Annotated in this window: 20 protein-coding genes; 14 read left to right on the top strand and 6 right to left on the bottom strand. The window is 45.2% G+C overall.

The features are described 5' to 3' along the window. Nucleotides 1-13: 13 nt before the first annotated feature. Nucleotides 14-745, bottom strand: a complete 732-nt coding sequence (locus QFZ80_RS25215) for an alpha/beta hydrolase (RefSeq protein ID WP_307553289.1) — start codon at nucleotides 743-745, stop codon at nucleotides 14-16. A 265-nt stretch (nucleotides 746-1,010) separates the two neighbouring features. Here QFZ80_RS25215 and pdhA point away from each other — a divergent pair, with 265 nt between their 5' ends. From pdhA to lpdA, 4 genes are all read left to right on the top strand, one after another. Further along, on the top strand, nucleotides 1,011-2,093 hold the full coding sequence (gene pdhA, locus QFZ80_RS25210; protein WP_307553290.1) for a pyruvate dehydrogenase (acetyl-transferring) E1 component subunit alpha: 1,083 nt from the start codon (nucleotides 1,011-1,013) through the stop codon (nucleotides 2,091-2,093). A gap of 96 nt (nucleotides 2,094-2,189) precedes the next feature. After that, nucleotides 2,190-3,170, top strand: coding sequence for an alpha-ketoacid dehydrogenase subunit beta (locus QFZ80_RS25205; RefSeq protein ID WP_307553291.1), 981 nt, complete (start codon nucleotides 2,190-2,192; stop codon nucleotides 3,168-3,170). Between the two features lie 31 nt (nucleotides 3,171-3,201). Then, nucleotides 3,202-4,536, top strand: coding sequence for a dihydrolipoamide acetyltransferase family protein (locus QFZ80_RS25200; protein ID WP_307561708.1), 1,335 nt, complete (start codon nucleotides 3,202-3,204; stop codon nucleotides 4,534-4,536). Nucleotides 4,537-4,540: 4 nt separating this feature from the next. Continuing rightward, nucleotides 4,541-5,956 (top strand): dihydrolipoyl dehydrogenase, encoded by a 1,416-nt coding sequence (lpdA, locus tag QFZ80_RS25195; RefSeq protein WP_307561706.1) that lies wholly within the window; start codon nucleotides 4,541-4,543, stop codon nucleotides 5,954-5,956. A gap of 97 nt (nucleotides 5,957-6,053) precedes the next feature. Here the strand turns inward: lpdA and serC are convergent, their stop codons facing one another. From serC to QFZ80_RS25175, 4 genes are all read right to left on the bottom strand, one after another. Beyond that, a complete protein-coding gene (gene serC / locus QFZ80_RS25190) occupies nucleotides 6,054-7,142 on the bottom strand; it encodes a 3-phosphoserine/phosphohydroxythreonine transaminase (protein WP_307561704.1) in 1,089 nt (362 codons plus the stop codon). Nucleotides 7,143-7,537: 395 nt separating this feature from the next. Next, entirely contained in the window at nucleotides 7,538-8,929 is a 1,392-nt protein-coding gene (locus QFZ80_RS25185; protein ID WP_307561702.1) for an ABC transporter substrate-binding protein, read from the bottom strand. Nucleotides 8,930-9,024: 95 nt separating this feature from the next. Next, nucleotides 9,025-9,846 carry a carbohydrate ABC transporter permease gene (locus tag QFZ80_RS25180; RefSeq protein ID WP_307553294.1) on the bottom strand — a complete coding sequence of 274 codons (822 nt, stop codon included), beginning with the start codon at nucleotides 9,844-9,846 and terminating at the stop codon, nucleotides 9,025-9,027. Then, nucleotides 9,843-10,799 (bottom strand): carbohydrate ABC transporter permease, encoded by a 957-nt coding sequence (locus QFZ80_RS25175; RefSeq protein ID WP_307561700.1) that lies wholly within the window; start codon nucleotides 10,797-10,799, stop codon nucleotides 9,843-9,845. Before QFZ80_RS25175 ends, QFZ80_RS25180 begins: the two co-directional genes overlap by 4 nt. A 209-nt stretch (nucleotides 10,800-11,008) precedes the next feature. Here QFZ80_RS25175 and QFZ80_RS25170 point away from each other — a divergent pair, with 209 nt between their 5' ends. The 4 genes from QFZ80_RS25170 (at nucleotide 11,009) to lplT (ending at nucleotide 15,799) form a co-directional block, all read left to right on the top strand. After that, nucleotides 11,009-11,740 (top strand): glycerophosphodiester phosphodiesterase, encoded by a 732-nt coding sequence (locus QFZ80_RS25170; protein WP_307561698.1) that lies wholly within the window; start codon nucleotides 11,009-11,011, stop codon nucleotides 11,738-11,740. Nucleotides 11,741-11,781: 41 nt separating this feature from the next. Then, nucleotides 11,782-12,165 (top strand): VOC family protein, encoded by a 384-nt coding sequence (locus QFZ80_RS25165; RefSeq protein WP_307553297.1) that lies wholly within the window; start codon nucleotides 11,782-11,784, stop codon nucleotides 12,163-12,165. Nucleotides 12,166-12,454: 289 nt separating this feature from the next. Further along, on the top strand, nucleotides 12,455-14,614 hold the full coding sequence (locus QFZ80_RS25160; RefSeq protein WP_307561697.1) for an AMP-binding protein: 2,160 nt from the start codon (nucleotides 12,455-12,457) through the stop codon (nucleotides 14,612-14,614). A 15-nt stretch (nucleotides 14,615-14,629) separates the two neighbouring features. Continuing rightward, on the top strand, nucleotides 14,630-15,799 hold the full coding sequence (gene lplT / locus QFZ80_RS25155) for a lysophospholipid transporter LplT (RefSeq protein ID WP_307561696.1): 1,170 nt from the start codon (nucleotides 14,630-14,632) through the stop codon (nucleotides 15,797-15,799). An 85-nt stretch (nucleotides 15,800-15,884) separates the two neighbouring features. Here lplT and QFZ80_RS25150 read toward each other — a convergent pair whose 3' ends face one another. After that, complete coding sequence (locus QFZ80_RS25150; RefSeq protein ID WP_307553300.1) at nucleotides 15,885-16,145, bottom strand: diacylglycerol/lipid kinase family protein; 261 nt, start codon at nucleotides 16,143-16,145, stop codon at nucleotides 15,885-15,887. Nucleotides 16,146-16,408: 263 nt separating this feature from the next. Between QFZ80_RS25150 and QFZ80_RS25145 the strand changes: the two genes are divergently transcribed. From QFZ80_RS25145 to QFZ80_RS25120, 6 genes are all read left to right on the top strand, one after another. Further along, on the top strand, nucleotides 16,409-18,181 hold the full coding sequence (locus tag QFZ80_RS25145) for a methyl-accepting chemotaxis protein (RefSeq protein ID WP_307553301.1): 1,773 nt from the start codon (nucleotides 16,409-16,411) through the stop codon (nucleotides 18,179-18,181). Between the two features lie 879 nt (nucleotides 18,182-19,060). Further along, nucleotides 19,061-19,462: a DMT family transporter gene (locus tag QFZ80_RS25140; RefSeq protein WP_307553303.1), complete on the top strand. Its 402-nt coding sequence runs from the start codon at nucleotides 19,061-19,063 to the stop codon at nucleotides 19,460-19,462. Between the two features lie 24 nt (nucleotides 19,463-19,486). Then, nucleotides 19,487-19,930: an OsmC family protein gene (locus QFZ80_RS25135; protein WP_307553304.1), complete on the top strand. Its 444-nt coding sequence runs from the start codon at nucleotides 19,487-19,489 to the stop codon at nucleotides 19,928-19,930. Between the two features lie 138 nt (nucleotides 19,931-20,068). Then, on the top strand, nucleotides 20,069-21,883 hold the full coding sequence (locus tag QFZ80_RS25130; RefSeq protein WP_307553305.1) for a sensor histidine kinase: 1,815 nt from the start codon (nucleotides 20,069-20,071) through the stop codon (nucleotides 21,881-21,883). After that, the gene (locus tag QFZ80_RS25125; protein WP_307561695.1) at nucleotides 21,880-23,478 is read left to right on the top strand and encodes a response regulator; all 1,599 of its coding nucleotides are present in this window, start codon (nucleotides 21,880-21,882) and stop codon (nucleotides 23,476-23,478) included. The genes QFZ80_RS25130 and QFZ80_RS25125 overlap by 4 nt, the downstream gene beginning before the upstream one ends. Before the next feature lie 94 nt (nucleotides 23,479-23,572). Then, nucleotides 23,573-24,928, top strand: coding sequence for an extracellular solute-binding protein (locus QFZ80_RS25120; protein WP_307561693.1), 1,356 nt, complete (start codon nucleotides 23,573-23,575; stop codon nucleotides 24,926-24,928). Nucleotides 24,929-24,937: the final 9 nt, after the last annotated feature.

The following is a 24,937-nucleotide window of genomic DNA, read 5'->3' as shown; positions in this document are numbered from 1 at the left end:
CTTTTTACCGTTATCATGCTAGAAAATAATGCAGAGCCGCGTCCAACTCTCCTTGCCAAAATCCCCATAAATGTTTGCCAGGCTTCTCGATATAATGCAGGGCGACATTTTTATTTTCCATTTCAGCTTTGGCCAGTCGGTTTTCTCTTACGAAATCAAAAGTCCCTCGTTCCGTTTTTACATCTGTTTCATCCAAGCCAATTAGCATATACAGCTCTAGCCAGGACAAGTCGTCCTCCGCTTTGATACGTTCTCTGGTAATGTCGAAAAATGCGCCCGATAAGGATATAACACGGCAAAAAAGGCTAGGATAATCTAAGGCGAGATGCAAGGACACGGTCCCCCCAAGGGAATCACCCGCCACAATGCGTTCGTTCCGTTCGGATCGAATCGGATATCGGCTTTCTACATAAGGGAGGAGTTCCTCTGCAAAAAAACGGCAGTACGCGTCATGGCGTTCACCCTCAGGCGCATATTCCGAAGTGCGGTTACGATTATTCACATCAACACCGACAACAATGGCGGGCTCCAAGCCTTCATCCAGAATACAGCGAGTTATCGTAGTCGCAATTCGGCCGAAATTAAAGAATTGTTCACCATCTTGGCAATAAATGACCGGATAGGAGAGCAGTTCATTGTAACCGGGAGGGAGATAAATTCGCAGGGAGCGATTTTCTCCGAGAAGGACAGAGGTGAGTTCATCTTTCACAATTGTTCTTTTATAAAAGCGAGAGTCATCCGACATGGTTGTGCTCCTTTAAATTTCTCTTTGGACCTAATTTGGTGCAGCAAGTGTAAGCTTGTCGTTTAGAGGGTAATGTGTATTATAGCAGTTGTAAATTTTATGTTAACTGTATTATATATTTTCGGGAACTGTACTATTCACTCCGGTGAAAAAAGGTCATATAGCACAGGGATGCTGGTGTACAATTCACAAAAACAGGTTTATAATAATACTATAACAGAAGTGAAGCTAGCAGGCATCAAAATCATATAAGAGGTGAAATGGTATGAGTAAGCCACTTGTCAGCCAAGCGAATTATGAAGTGACCACAGAGAAGGTTGAGCCTTTACAGGTTCTAGCTCCAGACGGCACCATTGTTAATTCCGACAAAATGCCTAAACTTAGTGACGACCAATTGAAAGAATTAATGAGAAGAATGGTATTCACCCGCGTATGGGACGAAAGAGCAGTTAATCTTGGTCGCCAAGGACGTCTTGGTTTCTATGCTCCGGTATCCGGACAAGAAGCTTCGATGATCGGTAGTGAGTTTGCATTAAATAAAGACGATTTCATTTGCCCGGGTTACCGTGATATGCCACAACTCGTTTGGCACGGACTTCCGCTTTATCAAGCGTTTTTGTATTCCCGTGGCCATCAGCATGGCGGACAAATTCCGCAGGATGTACACGTACTTATGCCGCAAATCATCATCGGAGCTCAAATTTTACATGCTACCGGTGTGGCTATGGCATTCAAGAAACGTAACCAACCGCGTGTAGCGATTACCTACACAGGCGACGGAGGAAGCTCCGAAGGCGATTTCTACGAAGGCATGAACTTTGCAGGAGCATTCAAGCTGCCTGTCATTTATTTTGTACAAAACAACGGTTACGCAATTACGACTCCTTATTCGAAGCAAACAGCTGCGCTTTCTGTTGCGCATAAAGCAATTGCTGCCGGTATCAAAGGCGTGCAAGTTGACGGAATGGACGTATTGGCTGTTGTTCAAGCGGTTACCGAAGCTGCTGAAAGAGGACGCAGAGGCGAAGGCGCTACGTTGATTGAAGCATTAACCTACCGTTACCGTCCGCATTCCTTGGCGGATGACACGACGAAATATCGGACCAAAGATGAAGAGAGCGACTGGGAGCCTAAGGATCCACTTACGCGTATGCGTCTGTTCTTGACTAAAAAAGGTCTCTGGAGCGAAGAAGAAGAAGCTCAAGTGAAAGAAGAAGCGAAAGCAACTGTTGCTGAACATATCAAAAAAGCGGAAGAAACAGAGAAAATGACTGTTCCAGGCCTAATTGACTCTATGTTCGAAGTAACACCGGCACATCTCGAAGAACAGAAGCAAGCGTTTAAATAAATTAGGCTTACGATGCCAGTTTTTCTGGCGATAAACTAAGCTTAAGCTTACGAAGCAAGTTTTCTCACGAAAACAATTAGGAGGCACGGAGAAGTCATGGCACAAATGACGATGATTCAAGCGATAAAAGACGCAATGCGCGTTGAACTGGAAAGAGATCCTAATGTAATTTTGTTCGGCGAAGACGTTGGCCATGTTGGTGGCGTATTCCGTGCTACGGAAGGTTTACAAAAAGAATTCGGCGAAGAGCGCGTATTCGATACGCCTCTTGCTGAGTCTGCTATTGGCGGGCTTGCAGTTGGTCTTGGTATTCAAGGCTTTCGTCCGATCGCTGAAATTCAATTCGTAGGCTTTATTTATGAAGCGCTTGACCAAATTTGCGTGCAAGCAGCTCGTATGCGTTACCGTTCTGGCGGCCGTTACAACTCTCCAATCGTATTCCGGACACCTTTTGGTGGCGGTGTAAAAGCAGCTGAGCTGCACACGGATGCACTCGAAGGCTTACTTGTACAAACTCCTGGTATTAAAGTTGTTGTTCCTTCCAACCCTTATGATGCGAAGGGACTGCTCATTTCCGCGATTCGCGATAATGACCCTGTCTTCTTCATGGAGCATTTAAATTTATACCGCGCATTCCGTGCTGAAGTACCGGAAGGCGAATACACCATTGAGCTTGGTAAAGCGAATGTTGTTCGCGAAGGCTCCGATGTGACGATTATTACTTATGGGGCTATGGTTCACACATCTGTGAAAGCAGCTGAAGAAATCGAGAAAACACAAGGTGTGAAAGTTGAAGTTATCGATCTTCGTACCCTAATTCCGCTTGATATCGAAACCATTGTAACTTCAATTAAGAAAACAAACCGTGCGATTATCGTGCAAGAAGCGCAAAAAACATCCGGTGTAGCCGCTGAGGTAATTGCACAGATTAATGAAAAAGCGATTCTGCATCTGGAAGCTCCTGTTTTGCGTATTGCTCCGCCAGATACAATCTATCCGTTTGCACAAATCGAAGACGCTTGGTTGCCTAGTCCAGCAAGTGTCATTGCAGGCATTAATCAAGTACTCGAATTCTAATCACAGTCGAAGGTAATAGGAGGTTGTGCACGTGGCTTTGTTTGAATACAAGTTCCCAGAGCTTGGTGAAGGCATTCATGAAGGCGAGATCGTAAAGCTGTTGGTTAAAGCGGGTGACACCGTAACAGACGAAACGATTCTTATGGAAGTACAGAACGATAAAGCAGTCGTTGAAGTTCCTTGTCCAGTTGAAGGTAAGGTTGTTGCAGTTGCCGTTAAAGAAGGACAAGTTTGTAATATTGGCGAGCTCGTTATGACGATTGAAGTGACAGGCGAGCTGCCTGCTGAATCCATGCATCATAAGACCGACAGCCACGCTGCGCCTGCAGCGGCTCCAGCTGCTGCCCCCGTGGCGGCAGCACCGGCCCCTACAGCAGCGCCTGCCGCGTCATCAGTTCCAGCAAGTGCCGCGCCAAGCGCTGGCGCGGGCCGCGAAGTCCTTGCGACGCCTAGCGTACGCAAGCTTGCAAGAGAGCAAGGCATCACACTCGCAGAGGTGACGCCTACAGGTAAGCACGGCCGCGTAACACGTGAGGACGTGCTTGGCTTTAACGGAGCGGGCACTGCCGCGGCTCCTGAAGCAGCAGCAGAACCAGCTGCGTTATCAGTAGCAGCTGGTGGAAATGCACCTGCGGCGGCAGCGCAGCAGGTTGTCGTAGGCGATCGCGTCGAGGACCGGGTTCCGTTCAAAGGAATCCGTAAAATTATCGCGAACGCTATGGTGAAATCCGTGTACACGGCTCCGCACGTGACATTGATGGACGAAATCGACGTATCGGCACTTGTCGCACTTCGTGAGCGCACGAAGCCACTCGCCGAGAAAAAAGGCGTGAAGCTGACTTACCTGCCTTTCATCGTGAAAGCATTGGTTGCGGCTTGCCGTCAATTCCCAGCGCTCAACGCGATGATCGACGAAGAGAAACAAGAAATTGTCTACAAAAAGTACTACAACATCGGAATTGCAACAGATACAGACAACGGATTGCTCGTTCCTGTTATCCATGATGCAGACCGCAAGAATATATGGTCGATCGCTTCTTCAATTAAAGACCTTGCCTTACGCGGACGCGAAGGCAAATTGGCTCCTAACGAAATGAAGGGCGGCACGATCTCCATTACGAACATTGGTTCCGTAGGCGGTATGTTCTTCACACCAGTTATCAACTTCCCTGAAGTTGCAATCCTAGGTGCAGGCCGTATCACAGAGAAACCAGTTGTGAAAAATGGGCAAATCGTTGCAGCATCCGTTATGGCGCTTTCCTTGAGCTTCGACCACCGTATCGTGGATGGAGCCACAGCACAAAGCTTCCTGAACTACATCAAACAGCTTCTGGCTGATCCAGAGCTTCTCGTCTTGGAGGTGTAACAGCATGGTAGTAGGAGATGCTTCTTTAGATATTGATTTGTTGGTCATTGGTGCAGGTCCCGGCGGTTACGTAGCTGCCATCCGTGCTGCTCAGCTTGGGCAAAGCGTTCTGATTGTTGATAAAGCAGAATGGGGCGGCGTGTGCTTGAACCGCGGCTGTATCCCGTCCAAAGCTTTAATCTCCGCAGCTCACACGTATGAGCATGCACAGCACGCTGACAGCATGGGTATCTCTGCCCAGAACGTGAAAGTGGACTTTGCAAAAGTACAAGCATGGAAAAACAGCATTGTTGCGAAACAAACGGGCGGCGTTAGCGCGCTGCTCAAAGGCAACAAGATCCAAACTTTCCAAGGCGAAGTGATGTTCATCAATGAGCATGAAGCACGTGTGTTCAATGATGCAGAAGCTCCTCGCTACCGCTTCAAGCACTGCATTATTGCGACCGGTTCCCGTCCGATCGAGCTGAAAGCATTCCCTTACGGCGGAAGAATCATTTCTTCCACGGAAGCGTTGAACTTGCCTGAAATTCCGAAAAGCATGATCGTTATCGGCGGAGGCTACATCGGAATCGAGCTAGGTCAAACATATGCAAAGTTCGGTACAAAAGTAACTGTGCTTGAAGGATCCGATCATGTGCTTCCAGGCTTCGAGAAAGAATTGACGAAGCTTGTTGCGCGCAATCTGGAGAAAGTCGGCGTAGAGGTTCATACCGAAGCACTGGCACAATCCTGCACGAAGACAGAAAATGACGTAACGGTTACGTTCACAGTTAAAGGGGAAGAGAAACAAGTAACAGCGGATTACGTATTAGTAACCGTTGGCCGTCGTCCGAACACAGATGGCGAGCTTGGTCTTGATCTCATTAACTTGAAAATGACTGATCGCGGTTTGATCGAGGTCGATAACCAAGGTAGAACGAGCATCCCGCATATCTTCGCGATTGGTGATGTTGTACCTGGTCTTTCATTGGCACACAAAGCTTCCTATGAAGCTAAAGTGGCTGCTGAAGCGATCGCGGGTCACTCCAGCATCGTAGATTACAAAGCAATGCCTGCTGTTGTATTCTCTGATCCGGAAATTGCTGGCGTCGGTCTAAGTGAAACAGAAGCCAAAGCACAAGGCATCAATGTAACGATTGGTAAATTCCCGTATGCCGCTAATGGTCGCGCTAACTCTTTGAACGCAGGTCAAGGCTTCGTGAAGCTTGTCGGCGACAAAGAAACAGGCCAGCTGCTTGGTGGTCAAATCGTTGGTCCGGAAGCATCTAACTTGATCGGTGAGCTTGCTCTTGCTGTTGAGATGGGCGCTAACTTGGAGGACATCGCTCTTACCATTCATGCACATCCAACATTGACAGAAATGATCATGGATGCCGCGGAAGGTGCACTTGGTCACCCGATTCACCAACTTGGTAAATAAGTAGCATTATTCCTATAGTTTCTCTTACCTTTAGATAAAAAGTCCCGAGAGTTAGGCATTAGCCGCTCTACGGGACTCTTTTATTTTTATTTGTGATCTAACCGTTTCTTCGTGCAAAATCTATCATGAAATCGGCTAAAGCCTGACAAGCTTCGAATGGTACTGCATTGTATGCCGAAGCACGCAGACCTCCGACACTTCGATGACCGGCCAGACCTTCAAAGCCGTTAGCCTCTGATTCTTCGATAAACTGACGCTCTATTCCTTCATTGGCCATGCGCCAAGTGATATTCATATGCGAGCGATTGTTAACTTCAATGATTCCGTTGTAGAATCCGCCGCTATGATCAATAACATCATATATGAGGCCAGACTTTATGCGATTAAGCTGTTCTAATTGATCAACACCGCCTTTGTTTACAGCCCATTTTAGCACCAAATTCATCATGTAAATGGCGTGAACAGGCGGCGTATTGAACAATGATTTGTTTTTGGCGAATGTTTCATAGCGCATGATCTCAGGGATCTTCTTGGATGCCTTCTCCAACCACTCTTCTCGGATGATGGCAACTGTAACGCCTGCTGGTCCCAGATTTTTCTGGGCGCCGGCATACATCATCGAAAACTTCTCTAGATCCAGCTTTCTGCTGAGGATTTCACTCGTTAAATCGGCTACAAGCGGCGTGCTGCCTACTTCCGGAATTTGATTGTAACGGGAACCTTCAATCGTATTGTTCATGGTGATGTGAATGTATGCCGAATCAGGTACTAGCTTAGCTGCAGATAACTCAGGAATACTGCGCCATTGCTGGTCTTTGGAGCTTGCCGCGACATGTGTGAGCCCGACATAAGCAGCTTCCTTATAAGCTTTTTCCGAAAAGCTCCCAGTTAATGCATAGTTGGCCGTTTGATTCGTGTTCAAAAAGTTTAACGGAAGGAGAGCAAACTGTGTGCTAGCCCCTCCACCCATAAAAAGCACCACATACCCGCTAGGCAGGCCGAGCAGTTTCAGAAGAAGCTGCTGGGTTTCTTGATTCAGATCCTCAACTGTGCGGCTTCGATGAGACATTTCGAGGAGTGAGATACCTGTCCCTTGATAGTCCACAAATTGCTCTTGGGCCTCTTCAAGTACCTCAAAAGGCAGTGCAGCGGGTCCTGGGTTAAAATTGTACCGTCGTTTCGTCATTTCTAGTTACCTCCCATTTGTATGTGGTTAAAAAAACAAAATTACCCCACAAAGTGATGTGTACCCTTCGAAGCTTATTCCCAATACTTTGCGGGGGCCCCGAAAATAACAAAAAACGCCCTCATCCGATTGGGACGAGGAGCGTTTGCTCGCGGTGCCACCCAATTTAAGAAACATTCGGGTGAATGCTTCTCCACTTGGTTCCGCGGTAACGGGCGGTGCCGGTTAACTTAGAATGACTGACTTTGCTGAGCGCAAAGGGTTGTTCTTGGCGAAAACGCCTCCGAGTTGGAATCTCATCATAGGCACGATCTGGTATGGATATTGAGTAGAAGTATAAGCCTATTCGCAGAAAAGGTCAATCGTTTTGGAGAGTTCTGCTGGTTGTTTCCAAGTTACTTCACTGTCTTGTTATAAGCGGCAATTTTCTCCGTGATACTCTTCGCAGCACCATCCAACGCTTCTTTCGGCGCCTTCTTACCTGTTAGAGCTTCTTCGATCGCCGTTTCTACAAGCTGACGCGCTTCTGGGAATACACCCATTACAGCACCTTGTGTGGCTTTATTAGCTTTTGTATTGTGCAGTTGATCAATTGCAGTTTGGAATTGCGGATATTTGGCAAGGTTATCCTTCACCAGCTGCTCGTCGTAAGCTTTCTTCGTAATTGGGAAGTAGCCAGTGTTAACGTGCCACCAAGCTTGTGTTTGTGGTTTTGTCAGGAATTTGATGAACTCCCATGCACCTTTTTGTTCAGCTTCGGATTTGTTGTTTAAGATATAGAGACTTGCACCACCGACAACAACACCGCCATCCTTCGCATCAGTTGGTTTAGGCAGGGTGCTGGTTCCGACTTGGAATTTACCGTCAGCACCGCTCACGATCCCGCGGAGTGAGGCTGTGGAGTCTAATGTCATAGCGACTTGTCCAGCCAAGAACGCTTTCTTCGTATCGTCTGTCTTGCGTCCTAGGTTAGTAGCTGTTTTGCTGTCAACCATTTGCTTCCACCACGTCAAAGTCTTCACGCCTGATTCACTATTGATCATGGATTCCGTAGCTACGGCTGTACGACCGTTACCATTGTTAAGGTATTCGGCACCTTGTCCAGCAAAGAATTGCTCCATAAACCATCCGTAGATGGCGAAGGATGCGCCTGCTTTACCGTCTTTGCTTAATGTTTGAGAAGCTTTGGCAACCTCTTCAAAAGTTGTTGGCGGCTTTTCAGGATCAAGACCGGCAGCTTTAAACATGTCTTTGTTGTAATAAAGAATCGGATTCGATGTGTTGAAAGGCATGGAATACAGTTTGCCATCGAATTTATAGTAATTCAGAATATTATCTTCAAGTTGGGTGAGATCAAATTGATCAGCATCGACATACTTTTGAACTGGCGTAATGGCCTTGGAGTCGATCATGAAACGAGAGCCGATTTCGTATACTTGAATAAGAGAAGGTCCGCTTTTGCTATCCATAGAAGCTTTCATTTTATTTAAGCTTTCATCGTATGTGCCTTGAAAAACAGCTTCAACTTGAACATCTTTCTGGGAAGAGTTGAAGTCTGTTACAAGTTTATCTACAGCTTTGCCGAGCTCACCGCTCATCGAGTGCCACCAGATAACTTTAACTGGTTCAGCCTGTTTTTTTGTTTCTGCGGCAGCAGGAGAAGCGGATGCTTTGATATCTGCTGTACTGCCAGATGTCGTCGTTTCAGCCTTGCCGCATGCGCTAGTCAATAGCACCATGAGTGCTGTTATTGCGATAGCTGAACTTCTCATTTTCAATGTCTTCATTTTTTTTGTTTCTCTCCCTTTTGGTTTCTTTAATTTTTATTTATGGAAATCTGGGTCAGCTTATTGCTGAACAGAGCAGCCATCACACATGGGGACTAACCTTTCACAGCACCAGCAGTAAGCCCTCGAACGAGCTGCTTCAAACCGAGTACTAAAAGCAATAGTGAAGGCAGCAAGACGATAGTTACGCCTGCTAAGACCAAGTTCCAAACGGTTAATTCTTCGAATTGAAGCATGGCAATGCCAATCTGAACCGTTCGCATTTCCTCGCTGTTGGTGATGAGAAGCGGCCATAAGTACATGTTCCACGAGTTTAGGAACGCATAGACGGCTAGCGTTGCAAGTGCTGGGCGGCCTAGGGGCAGGACAATTCGGAAAAAGCAGCGGAAGTGTCCACAACCATCAATCCGCGCTGCTTCGAACAGCTCCTTAGGCAGCTGTAAGAAAAATTGGCGCAGCAGAAAGGTGCCGAAAGCAGTCGCCAGGAATGGAACGGTTAAGCCCTGAATGCTATCGAGCCAGTCCCATTTTTTGACCGTCAAATAGTTGGGAATGATGGTGACTTCCCACGGAATCATCATGGTGGCCATGAATAACGCGAAGAAGACAGCTTTACCCTTGAAACGAATGTTAGCAAAGGCGTAAGCGGCCATGCTGGATGTAATGAGCTGTCCAGCCGTAATGATGATCGAAACGACCAAACTGTTGGCTATAAATTTGCCGATGGGGACTAATTGGAACACGGCGACTATACTGCCGATATAAAAGCTGCTCGGCCAGAAGCGGGGCGGATAGGCCGATGCTTCCTCAGGTGTCATGAATGCTGCGGTAAACGTATAAAAAATAGGATAGAGCACGAGTGCAGCGAATATGATTAACAGAACATACACGAAGGTATTTTGTAATCGATGGGTCATTGATAGTGCACATTCCTTTCAAAAACTTTAAATTGCACAAAGGTGAAAATAAGGATGATGGTGAACAGGACAAGGGCCTGAGCACTACCAGTCCCGAATCGGAAGTTGATGAAGGCATCTTGATACAAGCTGTATACAAGGACATCTGTGGAATTAACAGGTCCGCCTTTGGTCAAAATGTGAATCTGTCCGAAGGACTGAAAAGCACCAATGATCGACACAATGGTGACGAAGAATACCGTCGGTGAAAGCAAGGGGAATACGATTTGGATAAAGGTACGGAATGGACCTGATCCGTCGATTTTGGCGCTATCATAAATTTCTTCTGGTATTCCTTGCAGGCCACTGAGAAGGACGATGTAAGTAAATCCAAGATTCATCCAAACTGTCATCATAGAGACGGAAAGCAGTGCCCATCTTGGATCTGTTAACCAAGCTACTGGCTCTAAGCCAACAATGCTCAGCAAGTAATTCAACATCCCGACACTCGGGTGAAAAAGCATCATCCAGATCACCGCAGAGGTTCCAACTGACAGAACAACAGGCAGCGAGAAGATGAATTGAAAGATCCGCATTCCCTTCAAATGATTGTGTGTTAGTGCGGCGAGTAAAAGCGCAAGAGCAATGCAGGTTGGCACCGTAAGAAGTGTAAAAAGACCTGTGACTTCCAAACTTTTATAAAATCGCTCGGAAGTGAAGATAGCAATGAAGTTATCGAAACCGACGTAAGAAGCAACTCTCCCTCGCGGATCCGTCTCATGAAAGCTCAGATAGAAGGTTTGAAGCAGGGGGTAAAAAAGAAAGATAGCAAACAGCAAAATCGAAGGGAGTAAGAAAACATAACCAAGCAGCGTTTCCGCCCATTTCTGATGGATAAGCGCACGGGGAGGTTGCCCCGCTTTTGCTTTTGGCTTGGTTGTTGAAAGCGGTAAATCTCTATTCATCGTATTCATGTGGTGCTCCTTCACGAACATTATTAGACTTGTACTATGTTATTAGCTTAACGATGCTTTATTTGACCCGTGTTAAATAGAGATTAACTTATTGTGTATTTTTCCAACAAATTTACGTAACCTTTACGAATAAATACTGGGCAAGAGCGAGTCATTTCATCTATAATTTGAGCATAGTTGAAGAAGCTTACATGTTGGGAGTGTTAACAATGAACAAACATAAACCGATTGTAATTGGACATCGCGGAGCGGCTGGGGAAGCACCGGAAAATACGCTAGCTTCTTTTGCATTAGCTTTGGAGCAAGGGGCAGAAGGCATCGAACTAGATGTACATATAACGAAAGACGGAGAGATTGTCGTCTGTCATGATGCTACGCTCGATCGAACGACGAATGGTTCCGGGCTTATTTGTGATCACAGTTGGAGTGAATTGAAGTCGTTGGATGCTGGCTCTTGGTTCTCTGAGGCGTTCGCGGGGGAACGGTTACCACTTTTGCATGAAGTATTCGATTTATTGCCGCGAGGGTTCTTTATCAATGTGGAAGTGAAGCATGCTTATGAAGGACGAATGGAGAAGGCGCTTCTAGCATTTTTGCGTGAAAGCAGCCGAATGGAAGATGTGGTCATTTCTTCTTTTGATCACAAGGTGATTCGCCGAATTAAGCAGGCTGAGCCTGGGGCGAAGGTTGGTTTGTTATACGCTGCAAACCTTATGGATCATACTGCTTATGCAGGGCAAATAGGTGTAGATGTGTTTTCGTTGCATCCTCATCACCAATGCATTGAGCAAGAAGATGTTGCTGCGGCAGTATCCTCTGGGCTTGCTGTTTATCCTTATACGGTAAATGACTTGGCCGATTATCATAGGCTGATTGCATCCGGTGTTTCAGGAATAATTACCGATTACCCTGCTAGACTTAGAGAGCTATTGAACCTGTAGTGTGGTAAAATATGGGTATAATAGTTTGGGAGGGGAAACGTATGAGCGATAACAGCTTAACTCAAATTGGACAAATCTCAGTAAATGCAGCTGACATTCCTAGAGCAGTTGCCTTTTACCGCGACACATTAGGCATGAAGTTTTTGTTTCAAGCTTCTCAAATGGCTTTTTTTGATTGCAATGGCGTTCGATTGATGCTAAGCCTTCCTGAAAAACCTGAGTTTAATCATCCTGGATCTGTTATTTATTATAAGGTTGGGGACATTAATCAGGTCTATGAGGCTTTTCTAGAACGAGGAGTGTCCTTTATTAGTGAGCCGCATGTGGTAGCTAATATGGGCAGCTTCGATATTTGGATGGCTTTCTTTCGGGATACAGAGGGAAATACCTTGGCAATTACCAGTGACGTCCCTAATGGAAATTAAATGCTTTTAGAGAGAGACCTATGCAGTTGGATGCATGGGTCTTTTTTTATTGAAAAAAATCCTCCAAGAAGCTGGTACTACGCAAAGTTAGTACTATCAGATTCCAGGCAAATGCATACAATGGAGTTATGATCAGGTATTAAGAGAAGCCCAAAAGCTTGTGCGTACGAATCCAGTTTAGCCAAAGCAAAGCTCAGTTGATGCTTACGAGAGAGCTTTGCCAAAGCGAAGCTCAGACCATGCTTACGATGATAGCTTTGCTAAAGCAAAGCTCTTAGGAGGAGTCCCAATGATCAAATGGTTGTTTGTTGCTCTGTTAAAGCTGTTACTTCCCTTATTGCGTCCAGTCTTGATGACAAGTTTTAAGGTTAGGGTTAGGGGGATGGAGCGGCTCGACTTGACGGAGAAAACGGTGCTTATTCCTAATCACGTATCATTACTGGATGCTGTGCTCTTAGCTCTGATACTGCCGAAGGAAGTGGCATTTGTTGTAAACACAAGGATTGCTAAGCGTTTTGCTTGGCTGCTCCTTTTTCGGACGCATATTTCGGTAGATCCGTTGAACCCTTACTCCGTGCGAAAGATGCTGAAAACCGTGCAAAACGGTATACCGCTTGTTGTTTTTCCAGAAGGGCGAATCACAACAACCGGGGGCATGATGAAGGTGTATGGTGGGATTGGTTACATTGCTCTGAGATCACAGGCATGCATGATTCCAATTGCGATTAATGGACTGGAGCATTCGAAATTATCTTATCTACGCGGCAAATTGAAGCAGATCTGGTTTCCGGCAGTGAGCATCACGTTTGGGGAAGCTTTTCAAGTGCCCATGAGTGAACATATTTCGAAGCGAATTCAGAAAGAGCGGGCGACGGATATCATACGCAGCCGTATGCAGAATCATTTGCTGGAAAGCCGAATGAAGCCTGAGCTTAATTTATTCAACGAGATGCTGATAGCTGCCAAACTTCATGGCATTTCTACCGTGATTTGTGAAGATATCATAAGTGACTCCGCTTTAACATACCGCAAATTACTGCTCACAACGTATACAATGGCGGGGCTTCTAAAGCAGCTTCTTAAGGAACAGAAGCGTGCTGCCGTTTTATTGCCTAATGCTGCGGCACATGTAGTCACCTTGTTTTCATTATTCCGATTAGGAGTAACACCAGCTGTATTGAATTATTCTGCTGGTAAGCAGACGATGTTGGATGCATGCGAAACAGCCGCGGTGAAGACGATTATTACGTCCAAAGCGTTCATCGACAAAGCGGGACTTGCCGATTTTATCGATACCGCAAGCGGTACTTTCAAGATTGTTTATCTCGAAGATGTTAAACAAAGTATCACTTTTAAACATAAAATTGCCGGTATTATTCACTATATACGGAAAGTTCAAGGACCGGTTGGCTCAGGAAAGAACGAGGTTGTTCTTTTTACATCAGGCAGTGAGAGTAAACCGAAGGGTGTCGTTCTTACACACCGTAATATATTCGCTAATATTCAGCAGGCTAAGGCAGTTATTGCCTTTAATGGGTCGGATATTGTGCTGGGCGCGATGCCGATGTTTCACTCCTTTGGATTGACCGCAGGAACGATGCTGCCCATCCTTTCGGGTATGAAAGTCGTGCTTTACCCTAATCCCTTACATTATAAAGTCATTCCGGAGCTAGTCTACGATCGCAATATTACGATTCTGTTTGGAACTTCAACATTTCTTTCGGCTTATGCGAGAACTGCACATCCGTATGATTTTGCCCACTCCCTCAAGTATGTCGTGGCTGGTGCTGAGAAGTTGAAGGAGGAAGTCCGTCAAACCTGGTCCGATAAATTCGGGATTCGTATTCTAGAGGGGTATGGGACAACGGAGACAGCGCCCGTCATATCGCTTAACACACCTATGTACGCAAAGAAGGGTACAGTGGGGCGAATCATGCCAGGTATGGATTACCGTTTGGAAAAGGTGGAAGGAATTGAGCTTGGCGGTAACTTGTTGGTGAAGGGGCCGAATGTGATGAAAGGTTATCTCATTCATGGTCAAGGCTTCGTCCCTTGCCCAGAGTGGTATAGCTGCGGAGATGTTGTGCAAATGGATGATCAAGGGTATATCTCGATTCAAGCTAGGTTGCAGTCTTTTGCCAAAATTGGTGGGGAGAAAGTGTCACTGCCGATGGTGGAGGAGCTTGTGACGGCAAGCTTGCCGCCCGAGGCGATATGCGCAGCGGTTAGTGTGCCGGATATGCGTAAAGGGGAGCGAATTGTTGTCTATCATAATATCCTTGGTGTCCAGCTACAGCAAATCAGAGAGTCGATGAAACAGCAAGGTCATCCCTCATTCTACATGCCTTCGGAGCTTCGTTATACGGAAAAATTGCCGCTTCTAGGAAGTGGAAAAGTAGACTATGTGTCGATCAAGCGATCGGCTTTGAAGGATGATCTTGAAACCTAAAGGGAGCGAAAAGTTATGAAAATGAATCCACTTCAGACGCTGTATCTAACGCAATTTCTTTCCGCTTTTGCCGATAATATGATTCTCTTCATTACTCTGGCGATCATTAACCAACAGGCATTCCCTGATTATTATATTGGCGTTGTGCAAGCCTGCTTTCTTATTGCCTTCGTCATTTTGGCACCGTTCGTTGGGGCCTTTGCAGATAAAAATGCGAAATCCCAAGTCCTTCTCGTCGGAAACGCCATCAAAGCCATTGGAATTATAGCCCTATTCCTGAATCTCGATCCTGCTGTCAGTTATGGCATTGTCGGGATAGGAGCCTCGGTTTATTCACCGGCCAAATATGGCATCCTGCCTTCCCTTACGCATTCGGAAAGCGAGCTGCTGAAAGCCAATGCACGTATTGAGGGCTATACGATTATGGCTATTCTCACTGGCTCCGTGTGTGGCGGAGTTTTGGCGAAAATCTCGCTTACAGGGTCTATTGCTGCTTGCTTCGCGCTATACTTGATTTCATTACTTTTAACGCTGCAAATTCCTAGAATTTCAGGCAATTCGAGCCTACGCTACGTCAAAGAGGCCGGGTCATTCCTAACGGATATGAAGCTCTTGTTAAAAGATCGCACGACCCGCTTTTCACTGGTAGGTACGGGCTCATTCTGGATGACTTCTTCCGTCGTCCGTCTTGCGATTATTGCATGGGTGCCGGCACATCTAGGTATACAGTCTGTCGATCAGATTTCGATGCTTGTTGCCGTCACGGGCATAGGTATTATGGTTGGCGCTCTCATGACGCCCAAATTGATTCCAGCGCATAAATATTATAATTCCTATCTATTTGGGATTGTAATGATTATCAGTATATTGCTGTTCCCGCTTATTACTAACTTATATGTCACCATAGGTCTTCTGCTTCTTGTAGGCTTCAGCGGCGGCGTATTTATCGTACCGATGAATACCGTGCTTCAAGATAAAGGACAGGGAATGGTGGGGGCTGGCAAAACAATTGCTGTTCAAAATTTCCTCGAAAATTCCATGATGCTCGCAGGTGTAGGCATATATACACAAATATCCAAGGATGGATTATCGCCTGATTTCTCGATCACGGGAATTGCTGTTATACTCGCTGGCTTCGTAGGATACCTGTTTATACAGCGTCAACGCTTGAAAATCGTCGTGTAAGTTAACCTTCATTCAGAGATGACCCGATAACAGTTAATGCAGAGGGTACAATCTCGATTTGGAGCGGTGTTGACCCGGCGAATTCTCAGTCCGCTTGGACGAGTAAAGGATTTTGTGTACGAAGTGAAATCGACGTTCCTTTATAGAAAGAAACAGCAGGATGCTGGATATGCTTACCTTGATAAACTGTGAAAAGAATCGGCAGCAATCGGTATCGCCCTCTGCTTTGAATCACGACAATATCGGCTACGCCGTCGTGAGGAGAGGCAGCAGGGCATATTTGTATGGAGCCACCGTAAAAGGGGATATTAGCGACTGCAGCCAGCCGCATATCAGGGCAATTCATGAACCGTGCCGTCAACTTCTCATTTCATTTAACTCCGATCTATCACGAAAATGGAATAAATTATATGCGTAATTTCTTGATTTATGTATCTTTTTTGCCTTATTTTGTCTTTACATCGTGAACGCTGTTTTGTAGAATAAACCGTAGGTTAATTGAAAAAATTATGTAAGGTTTATCACACGTGCAAATGAAATGGTTTAGTAGTTTACAGGACAAGTAAGTAAGACTACAAGATCTATCACTCGGGAGGAGAACGGGAAACTTTGAAATTCAAAAAGAAATTGAATGTGAGTAACTTTAAGAACGTAAGAAACGTGAAAGCCAACCTGTCCATCCTTCGAAACCTTAAACTACGCTTTAAACTACTATTAATGAACGCAATCGCTATTTTGTTCCTACTAATTGTAGGTATTACGGGTTATTATTTCATGGATAAGATGTCTAGTAATTCTACTAGAATGTACGAGGAAAGTCTGCTATCTGTCAAATGGATTAATCAATTGAAATCAAATTTTAATGAAACCGAAGCCAATCTGCTGGAGATGATGCTTTCGACCGATGTGAAATACAAGGTTAAATTAAAAGTTAAATTAGATGAAAACAGTGCAAAGAATAAAGAACTGGTTACTAAATTAGCGGGAATTGCCTTAAATCAAGAGGAAACTGACGCTTTTAAAAGCTTTGAGGAACTGAATCTAAAGTACCGTGAGGTTGTAGTCAGAACCATTGATCATGCTACCCAAAATAATCAAGTAGCCTACCAAGTATATAACAATGAGGTTTCACCTCAAGGTGATAAAACGATAGAAGCGTTGGACAAATTGGTTGTACTCAAAGAGTTTGCTGCTGAACAATTCCAGCGTTCAAGCAGCGCAGACTCAAAGAAGTCACACTGGGTCATTATCCTTACCATTGTTATCGCAATCATCATAATGACGGTAAATGCACTAGCTTTAAATATGATTATTACGACGCCAATTCGCAGATTGCAGGAGCATATGGAGAAAGCGGCAAGCGGTGATCTCTCTGTTAAAGGTGACTACCCTTATGAGGATGAGGTCGGTAAATTGACAGGCTCCTTTAATGTCATGACCGAAAGCTTGCGAAGCTTAGTCAAACAGATTGCAGACAATGCGTTGACACTCTCGGCGAGTTCGGAAGAACTTCTGGCGAGTTCGGAGCAAAGCTCCATGGCTGCGAGGCAGGTAGCGACATCCAGCCAGAAGCTATCCGAAGATTTCGATAAGCAGTTTGCTGGCGTGAATCAAGCAAACGAGGCTGTTCAGCAAATGCTGACAAGTACGAAGCTCATTGATGAGTCAGCCCAAGAGGTTGCTGAGCTCGCAGAACAAGCAACTCAAGCCGCACAAAACGGCAAACAATCCGTTGTCTCGATTGCCGGTCAAATGACGGAAATCTCCGATGCTGTTCGTGAAGTCAACGATGTGATAGAAGCATTAGGTAAGAATGCTCACAAAATCGGTGAGATTGTCAATGTGATCAACGAAATTTCCACTCAAACGAATCTTCTCTCTTTGAATGCTGCTATTGAAGCAGCTCGTGCTGGAGAAGCGGGTCGCGGGTTCGCGGTTGTAGCAGGAGAAGTGCGTAAGCTTGCTGAGCAATCATCTTCGTCTGCACGCAACATTACGGAGCTTGTTTCCACGATTCAAAGACAGATCAATCACGCTGTAAGCTCCATGCATGCAGGAGCAGGCAAAATGGAAGTTGGATTATCGATTTCGGGGAAGGCACAAGAATCCTTCGTACATATCGAATCATCCGTTGAGAAAGTGAATGCGAAAGTGGAAAGTGTGAACACGAATATTCACCAGCTTGTTGATGCTAATTTACGCATAGAACATGTGATGGGAATCGTGAGTGCTGTTTCGGAAACAGGGATTTCCGTCAGTCAAGAGACATCGGCTGCCAGTCAGCAGCAAATGGCCACGACCGAGGAAATTGAGAATTCGGCCAAAGCCTTGGCAGGACTTGCCGAGGAATTACAAATTTCTTTGCAGAAATTTACGGTGTAGTAAGATGACCGCGGGCGGTTTGCCTGCGGTTTTTTTGTTTGGGCTGCCGCGGAAACGGATGTATTCATCGCTAAGGGGCGGCAGAAAAGGCTGTCTCGGAGGCCCGAATGGGGTGAAAGATGTGCGAGATGTCTGAAAAGGACCTCTCAACTGCTGAGAGCAGGCGTTTGAATGACGAGGTTTGGAATTTACATTGACCGATGGCAAGTAACTCTACTTTTAATTGTTGAGGTCTGGCTTTTACGTTTTGAATGGTGAGTTTAGGTTAGCATGTTTTAAGTGGTGATATTAGGCTTATACAAATTGAATGGGCTAAGCAAGGGCATAGGGTATAGATAGCGTGTACGTATGCTAAAAGAAGAGTATATTTATATATTGACATTCAATGAAATTTCGTATATAATTTATGAATTGATTGAAATGAACCATATAAACACTTAAAACCAAACCTCATTTACCCCACACGAACGATTAGCGAGAAGAAAGTAACCCCCTCTCCTTGTTTGTTTTTCTCCCAATGTGCAGTAAAAACCAGCTCATTTATGGTAAACCCGAGGCTACGTCAAGTGTTTCGGCAGCAGGTGTTTGTTAAGCAATTCGTACTGGCGCGGTCATTGGAGCCGCAAGGATGGAAGAGAGGTAGGGCTTTCATTGTTTTGATTCCAACACATTAATTATGCATTTTCATAGATATCAATGATAGCAAGTATAAGGCTGTTTTTATCTATTTTAGGGATAAGGATGGCCTTTTTCTATTGCAAAAAAACAAAATCGTTCTCGTCCTGATACCAGGAGTGAGAACGATTTTTGCTTACTGGTGAAACAAAGCGTATTCCTTTACAATTATAATTAACAGTGTATATGTAAAGGATGGTTGCTATGATTTGGAATATGAATTGGACATTTTTACTGCTGGCAATCATATTTGAAGTAGTGGGAACGACGGCTATGAAGATGTCGTCAGGCTTTACAAGGATAGGTCCGGCTATTGTTATGGGCATCTGCTATATTCTATGCTTCACCTTACTGACGCTGGCTTTAAAGCAGCTCGATGTCAGTTTGGCCTACGCCATATGGTCTGGAGTAGGGACAGCACTCATCACGATCATCGGCATATGGTGGTTCAATGAATCGGTTTCCACACTGAAGGTGCTTTCCATTGTTCTCATCATCTTAGGGGTTATTGGTCTACATATAAGCAGCAGTGGGGACGAAGGTCAATCGAAGGCCTCGCAAGCGCAAAATTCTTCAACGGCAATAAACTTAGACACGAAGGAATAGATGAAAGTGAGGCGCTAAAAACCTATGAGCGAGCATCGTTTTGAACTTAAGGCTGAGTGGTCCGGAGGCTTGGACGGCACAGGTCACATTCGAGCAGGTAACCTAGTCTCGGCGATTTCAGTGCCAAGCCAATTAGATGGTCCTGGCATCGGGACGAATCCGGAGGAGATGCTGCTTGGCGCGGCAGCGACCTGCTTTTTAATCACACTAAGCATGCTGCTGAAGCGTCAAGGTATTGCATCGATCGAGCTGAACTCAGAGATATTCGTCCATAGCAGTCCGGCGATGAAGGTGGATAAAATCATTCACCGGCCGCGAATCAGTATCCCAGCTCATACTTCACAAGAGCTTACGGATAAAATAAGCAAAGCGGCCTATCGTGCTGAGCAGACTTGTATGATCAGTAAAGCATTAAAAGGGAATGTTGAGGTCATTGTGGAACCTGAAATTCTTCTATTGAAGGAGTAGAGGATTTTATCCCTATAACAGCCAAACCTATCCCTAGGAGCATAAAATGCGGGTCATTTATAATTAATAGTAAGCAGTGTAAAGGCGCCAACATTAGGATGGTGCCTGATTCAGTTTGGAAGGAGTCTGCCATCGTCGATGAATTTGAACAAAAAAGTGTTTATCGGTTTTTTAATGTTCATTATTATTCCTTTGTTCGTACTAGGCTCCGCCGTTTATACGGTATCTCAACAGCTAATTGAGAAGAAGTACGGGGATTTGACCGAGGTCACTTTGCAGGCGATTTCTCGTAACATTTATTACATGTTTAAGGAAGCCAATTACTTTTCGGACTTTTGGATGGTAAAAGAGAGTATTCAGGGTATTTATCGAACGATCGATGAGGTGAAGCCGAATGAAAATACGCTCTCGTCTTATGACTTGAATACCTTTGATACCTTGCTGCGCGGCTCCATATTAACCTATTCACCAGTGCAATCCGTCGCGATTTATAATAATGCCGGCAAATCGTTTAGTGCGGGGCGCGGGGGTGGAAGCACTTTGCCGTGGAAAGCGCTGACGCAAAGTATCGCATTTCAGCACATACAGGAATTGAACGGAAGTCCACTCTGGATTGGACCTTCCGAATATAAGGAGTTCGGGACGGGCCGCGGGGAATTTTATCAAGCGAGATTGGTCAAAGATTTCTGGACGATGGACAACCTGGGGTTCATGCTGTTGAAGTTCAAATTCAATGAGCTTGATCAAATTTTCAAATCATTCCATACGAATGAGGAAAGCTCGAAGCGTTATTTACTCGTTAATAAAAGCGGACTTATTTTTTATGATAATAAGCAAAATTTAGAAGGTGCCAATGTACTGCAGCTGCTGCCAGGCAAATTGGATCTGCAGCTAAACAATAACAGTTTCCAGGCGGATTTTCAGAATGAAAAAAGCTTAATTTCACTCTATCATTTGAATATTAATCAGATGGGTGTTCAAGATTGGAGCGTCGTGTCGATCACCTCATGGAAGTATGTAGCCGGGGAAATTGAGACGATTATGAAGCTGGTCGCAGGGATTACGTTCGTCTGTTTATTTTTTGCACTTGTATACAATCTGGTTTTTGTAAGGCGAATCGTTCAGTTGATTCTGCGTATGCTTTCTTCAATGAAAAAGGTTGAACGCGGCGATCTGACGACCCGTATGGAGGAAAGCGGTAAGGATGAAACGTCCGCTCTCGCTAGAGGGTTTAACAGCTTGGTTGTGCGTGTGGAGGATCTTCTGGAAGAAGTCAAACGTCAGCAGGACCGTAAAAATAAGGCCGAGCTTATGCTGCTGCAAGCCCAGATCAAGCCGCATTTTCTTTTTAATACACTCGAATCCATCAATGTGCTAGCAATCCAAAACCAAGGGAAGAAAGTCAGCCAAATGGTGTATCGATTGGGGAATCTGTTACGGATTGGGATGGAAAACAGAGAAGAGATTTCACTAAAGCAAGAGCTTGAGCATCTGAAAAGCTACCTCGAAATTCAGGAATTCCGATTTGAAGATCAATTTCAATATGACATTCAAGCTCCGCCTGAGCTTTTGGATTATTACATTCTCAAGCTTACTCTCCAACCATTGGTAGAGAATAGTTTGCAGCATGGTTTTGAACCCATAGATTATATGGGCATGATCGCCATTAAGGTTGTGGATGAAGGAGAACGAATTGCTCTTTATGTGACGGATAACGGCATCGGTATAAGTGCGGAGAAATTAGCTAAATTCCATTACAAAACAGAGCTAGAGACGCCGTTTCACGAAATATTAAGCGCGAATGAAGAACGAAGAGGACTTGGCGTCAGCAATGTAGCTGACCGTATACGGATCCAATATGGCGCACATTATGGCATGTTCATCTGCAGTCAAGAAGGTCACGGCACGACAATGAAGATCGTGATCCCAAAAAATAAGGGGGAAGGCTTATGAGACTAAAAGCGATCTTGGCAGATGATGAGCCTAACATTTTGCGTAATTTGCAGGCGGTTATACCTTGGAATGAACTGGGGATTGATATTGTTGGAACGGCCAAGAACGGGGTTGAGGCACTGGAACTTAGCTGTCAGCATGTGCCGGATTTGGTCATGAGTGATATTCGTATGCCGCTAATGGATGGAATTACGTTCGTTCAGAAGCTGCGAGATATCAATGTGGATTGTACGGTGCTTATGGTGACGGGTTATCAAGATTTCGAATATGTACGTTCGTTAATGCGAGTTGGCGTGAGCGATTATATATTGAAGCCTATTAACTATGAAGAGTTAGAGAATTCGATAAGCAAATTGGCGAATGAAATCAGAGTTAAGAAGCTAAGTGAGCAAGAGGAGCAGCAAAAGTGGGGCAAAATGAAAAATTTGGCCTATGAGAAGATCCTTCAGGATGTTTTGATGAATTATACGGAAATTACGCCAAATACGCTGCTTCCAATTGATGATAGGGACTTTGAAACGTTGACCTATTTATTTGCGATGATCGACGTGGATGATTACTCGCAGAAATCACTGCCTTGGACGGAGCAGGAGCGGAAGCTATGGAATTTCGCAGTACGAAATGTATTGCAAGATTCGTTAACGGACGAGAAATTGAAGTTCACAGTACTCCAGATCCGCGAAGGCGAGTGGTGTGTAATCATACAATGGGATGAAACTGACGAAAGCGCCGCATTGGTGAAGTTAAATGAAATAGCTGCTCAACTGCAGCATAACGTTTCACAATCCGTTAAATTAGGCATTAGCGTCGGCATCTTCCCGTCAGCGGTGGGACTACGTCAACTCTCTGAGGCGTATCGAAAGCTTCAGCGATTCATGCAGCTTAATCTGGGGAAGCAGGAATCCGTGCTGTTGTATAAAGAGTCCAAAGAGCCAGCTGATGCGAACAGCTCCATATGGTATTTGGTGGAGGAAATTGTAACAAGCCTTAAACAGCTGAACCGTCTCAAAACAGAGGATGCTTTAAAGCGCTTGAAATTGATGCTTGAAGGTTTGTCTGACAGCTCTTTTGCCAGAGCCTATCAGATGCTGCATTTCCTCATTCTTCATCTGCTCCGCGAACTGCGAGAAATGAATTCCCTTGATTTTCAGGAGGAAGAACAGATCTGGTGTCAACTAGATAAAAGCGAGAGCATTCAACATTTGCTTCAGGTTATGGTACAGCTTGTAGCACTTGGGCTGGAGGGGACGAATAAGAAGAAAAACAGCGAGCTGCTCATGACAGCGGCGAAGGAATACATAAGAACACACTACTCGAACGATTTCGGGATCGAGGATATAGCGAGCTCCCTAGGGATTAGCTCCAGCTATTTTAGTTTATTATTTAAGCAGCATTTTGGAGAAACCTTCGTTGAATATGTCACGAAACATCGGATGGAATTGGCGAAGTCGATGCTGCTGCACAGTGATAAAAGTATTACCGACATCGGGAAATCAGTGGGATACATCGAACGGCGATATTTTACCAAAGTATTCCAAAAATTTACTGGCGAGATTCCCTCGGAGTTTCGCGAAAAGCGCAAAGAAGCGAAGTAGAGAATTTTGCCCCTGTATTAGGAATTTGTGGGTCTTTAGGACAAACAACCGTTAATTTATACTTAGATGGTAAGCAAAAAGGAGATCAATAAAGATGAGAAAAGGAACGTTGATTTCGGCAGCAGTGGTAGTGGCTATGACGTTCATCGTATCTGCTTGCAACGGCTTAACTTCGAGTAAGGAACAAAACCTTCATACAGGCGAGACTCCCAACCCCGCGGGGATAAAAGGAGAGCCGATCCTACTGACACTTCGTCATACGCAGGTGAAAGATACACAGAAGAAGCGCTTCGCGATGCTGCAGGATGTAGTGAAAGCAACGGAGTCGAAGATGCCTGGCTTATCCATTACGTTAGATGGGGTGGAGGATAAGGTCAATCGCTTCGAGAAGCTGAGAGCAGAGATGGCAGCTGGGAATCCACCAGAAATATTCGACTTGTTTGGCGGAACGGATACGAAGGATTACGTCAAAGCGGGTAGGCTGCTTGATCTTACGCCGATTCTGAATGAGCTAGGATTAATCAATAAGTTTTATAGCTTCGAGGAGTTTACGGTTAACGGTAAAATTTATGGCATTCCGATGGCAGGGTATGTCGAGGGCTTGTACTACAACAAAAAGATTTTAGCGGATCATCACATAAAACCACCTCAAACGTGGGAAGAACTGCTCACGGCTGCCGCGATACTAAAGGCTCAGAAAATAACGCCATTTGCATTGACGGCTAAAGATTCCTGGGTCATTAACATGATGATCAATACGATGTGGGTGCGCACGGCCGGTCCAGATTCTGTTATGGGCTTTTTGGATGGAAGTAGACGATGGACGGATCCGGATGTTGTGGATGCTTTTGATAAGTATTATACGTTGATTCAAAAGGGGTATCTCCAGGAGGGCAGCTTAGCACTTTCATATGCCGAGCAGCAAAATAAATTTAGCAGCGGTGAAGCAGCTTTCATGTTCGATGGCAGTTGGGCGAATACGCCACTGCTTGACCCTGAGAAGTCGTCCATTGTAAAGGATGTAGGCTTCATGAATTTCCCGGCTATGGGAGGCCCAGGTGATGGCTATATCAATGGCGGATGGTCTAATGCTTATGGCTTCTCTAAGAAAGCGACACCAGATCAGCTAGAGGCCATTAAGGAGTTTATCAGGCAAATGTATAACGAATCCATGCAAAAAAGACAGCTCGTCGAAGAAGGTATGCCACCTGCCATGGAGCTGCAGGATACGAGCAATGTAAACCCGCTCATTACGGAAATTCTGAATGTATTTGAAACCAGTAAAGGTGCCTTCCCCGCATTCGATTCACGCATTCAAACGAAAGTTCGAGAAAAATTGGAACGCGGTATGCAAGAATTAATAGGCGGAAGAACAGATCCGGCCTCCTTAATGGCGGACATACAGAAGCAGCAAGAGGCTTCGAATAAGGAAGAAACCCATACCAACTAGTAGGATGAG

Origin of the sequence: Paenibacillus sp. V4I7 (assembly GCF_030817275.1) — a bacterium.
GTDB lineage: Bacteria > Bacillota > Bacilli > Paenibacillales > NBRC-103111 > Paenibacillus_E.
Note: the sequence above shows the minus strand (reverse complement) of the source record. Positions and strands in the feature narration are given on the sequence as shown.

Bases quoted from the DNA above. Each gene is read 5' to 3' on its own strand.
- QFZ80_RS25215 (WP_307553289.1), bottom strand. From the start codon at position 745: ATGTCGGATGACTCTCGCTTTTATAAAAGAACAATTGTGAAAGATGAA.
- pdhA (WP_307553290.1), top strand. From the start codon at position 1,011: ATGAGTAAGCCACTTGTCAGCCAAGCGAATTATGAAGTGACCACAGAG.
- QFZ80_RS25205 (WP_307553291.1), top strand. From the start codon at position 2,190: ATGGCACAAATGACGATGATTCAAGCGATAAAAGACGCAATGCGCGTT.
- lpdA (WP_307561706.1), top strand. From the start codon at position 4,541: ATGGTAGTAGGAGATGCTTCTTTAGATATTGATTTGTTGGTCATTGGT.
- serC (WP_307561704.1), bottom strand. From the start codon at position 7,142: ATGACGAAACGACGGTACAATTTTAACCCAGGACCCGCTGCACTGCCT.
- QFZ80_RS25185 (WP_307561702.1), bottom strand. From the start codon at position 8,929: ATGAAGACATTGAAAATGAGAAGTTCAGCTATCGCAATAACAGCACTC.
- QFZ80_RS25180 (WP_307553294.1), bottom strand. From the start codon at position 9,846: ATGACCCATCGATTACAAAATACCTTCGTGTATGTTCTGTTAATCATA.
- QFZ80_RS25175 (WP_307561700.1), bottom strand. From the start codon at position 10,799: ATGAATACGATGAATAGAGATTTACCGCTTTCAACAACCAAGCCAAAA.
- QFZ80_RS25170 (WP_307561698.1), top strand. From the start codon at position 11,009: ATGAACAAACATAAACCGATTGTAATTGGACATCGCGGAGCGGCTGGG.
- QFZ80_RS25165 (WP_307553297.1), top strand. From the start codon at position 11,782: ATGAGCGATAACAGCTTAACTCAAATTGGACAAATCTCAGTAAATGCA.
- QFZ80_RS25160 (WP_307561697.1), top strand. From the start codon at position 12,455: ATGATCAAATGGTTGTTTGTTGCTCTGTTAAAGCTGTTACTTCCCTTA.
- lplT (WP_307561696.1), top strand. From the start codon at position 14,630: ATGAAAATGAATCCACTTCAGACGCTGTATCTAACGCAATTTCTTTCC.
- QFZ80_RS25150 (WP_307553300.1), bottom strand. From the start codon at position 16,145: ATGAATTGCCCTGATATGCGGCTGGCTGCAGTCGCTAATATCCCCTTT.
- QFZ80_RS25140 (WP_307553303.1), top strand. From the start codon at position 19,061: ATGATTTGGAATATGAATTGGACATTTTTACTGCTGGCAATCATATTT.
- QFZ80_RS25135 (WP_307553304.1), top strand. From the start codon at position 19,487: ATGAGCGAGCATCGTTTTGAACTTAAGGCTGAGTGGTCCGGAGGCTTG.
- QFZ80_RS25130 (WP_307553305.1), top strand. From the start codon at position 20,069: ATGAATTTGAACAAAAAAGTGTTTATCGGTTTTTTAATGTTCATTATT.
- QFZ80_RS25125 (WP_307561695.1), top strand. From the start codon at position 21,880: ATGAGACTAAAAGCGATCTTGGCAGATGATGAGCCTAACATTTTGCGT.
- QFZ80_RS25120 (WP_307561693.1), top strand. From the start codon at position 23,573: ATGAGAAAAGGAACGTTGATTTCGGCAGCAGTGGTAGTGGCTATGACG.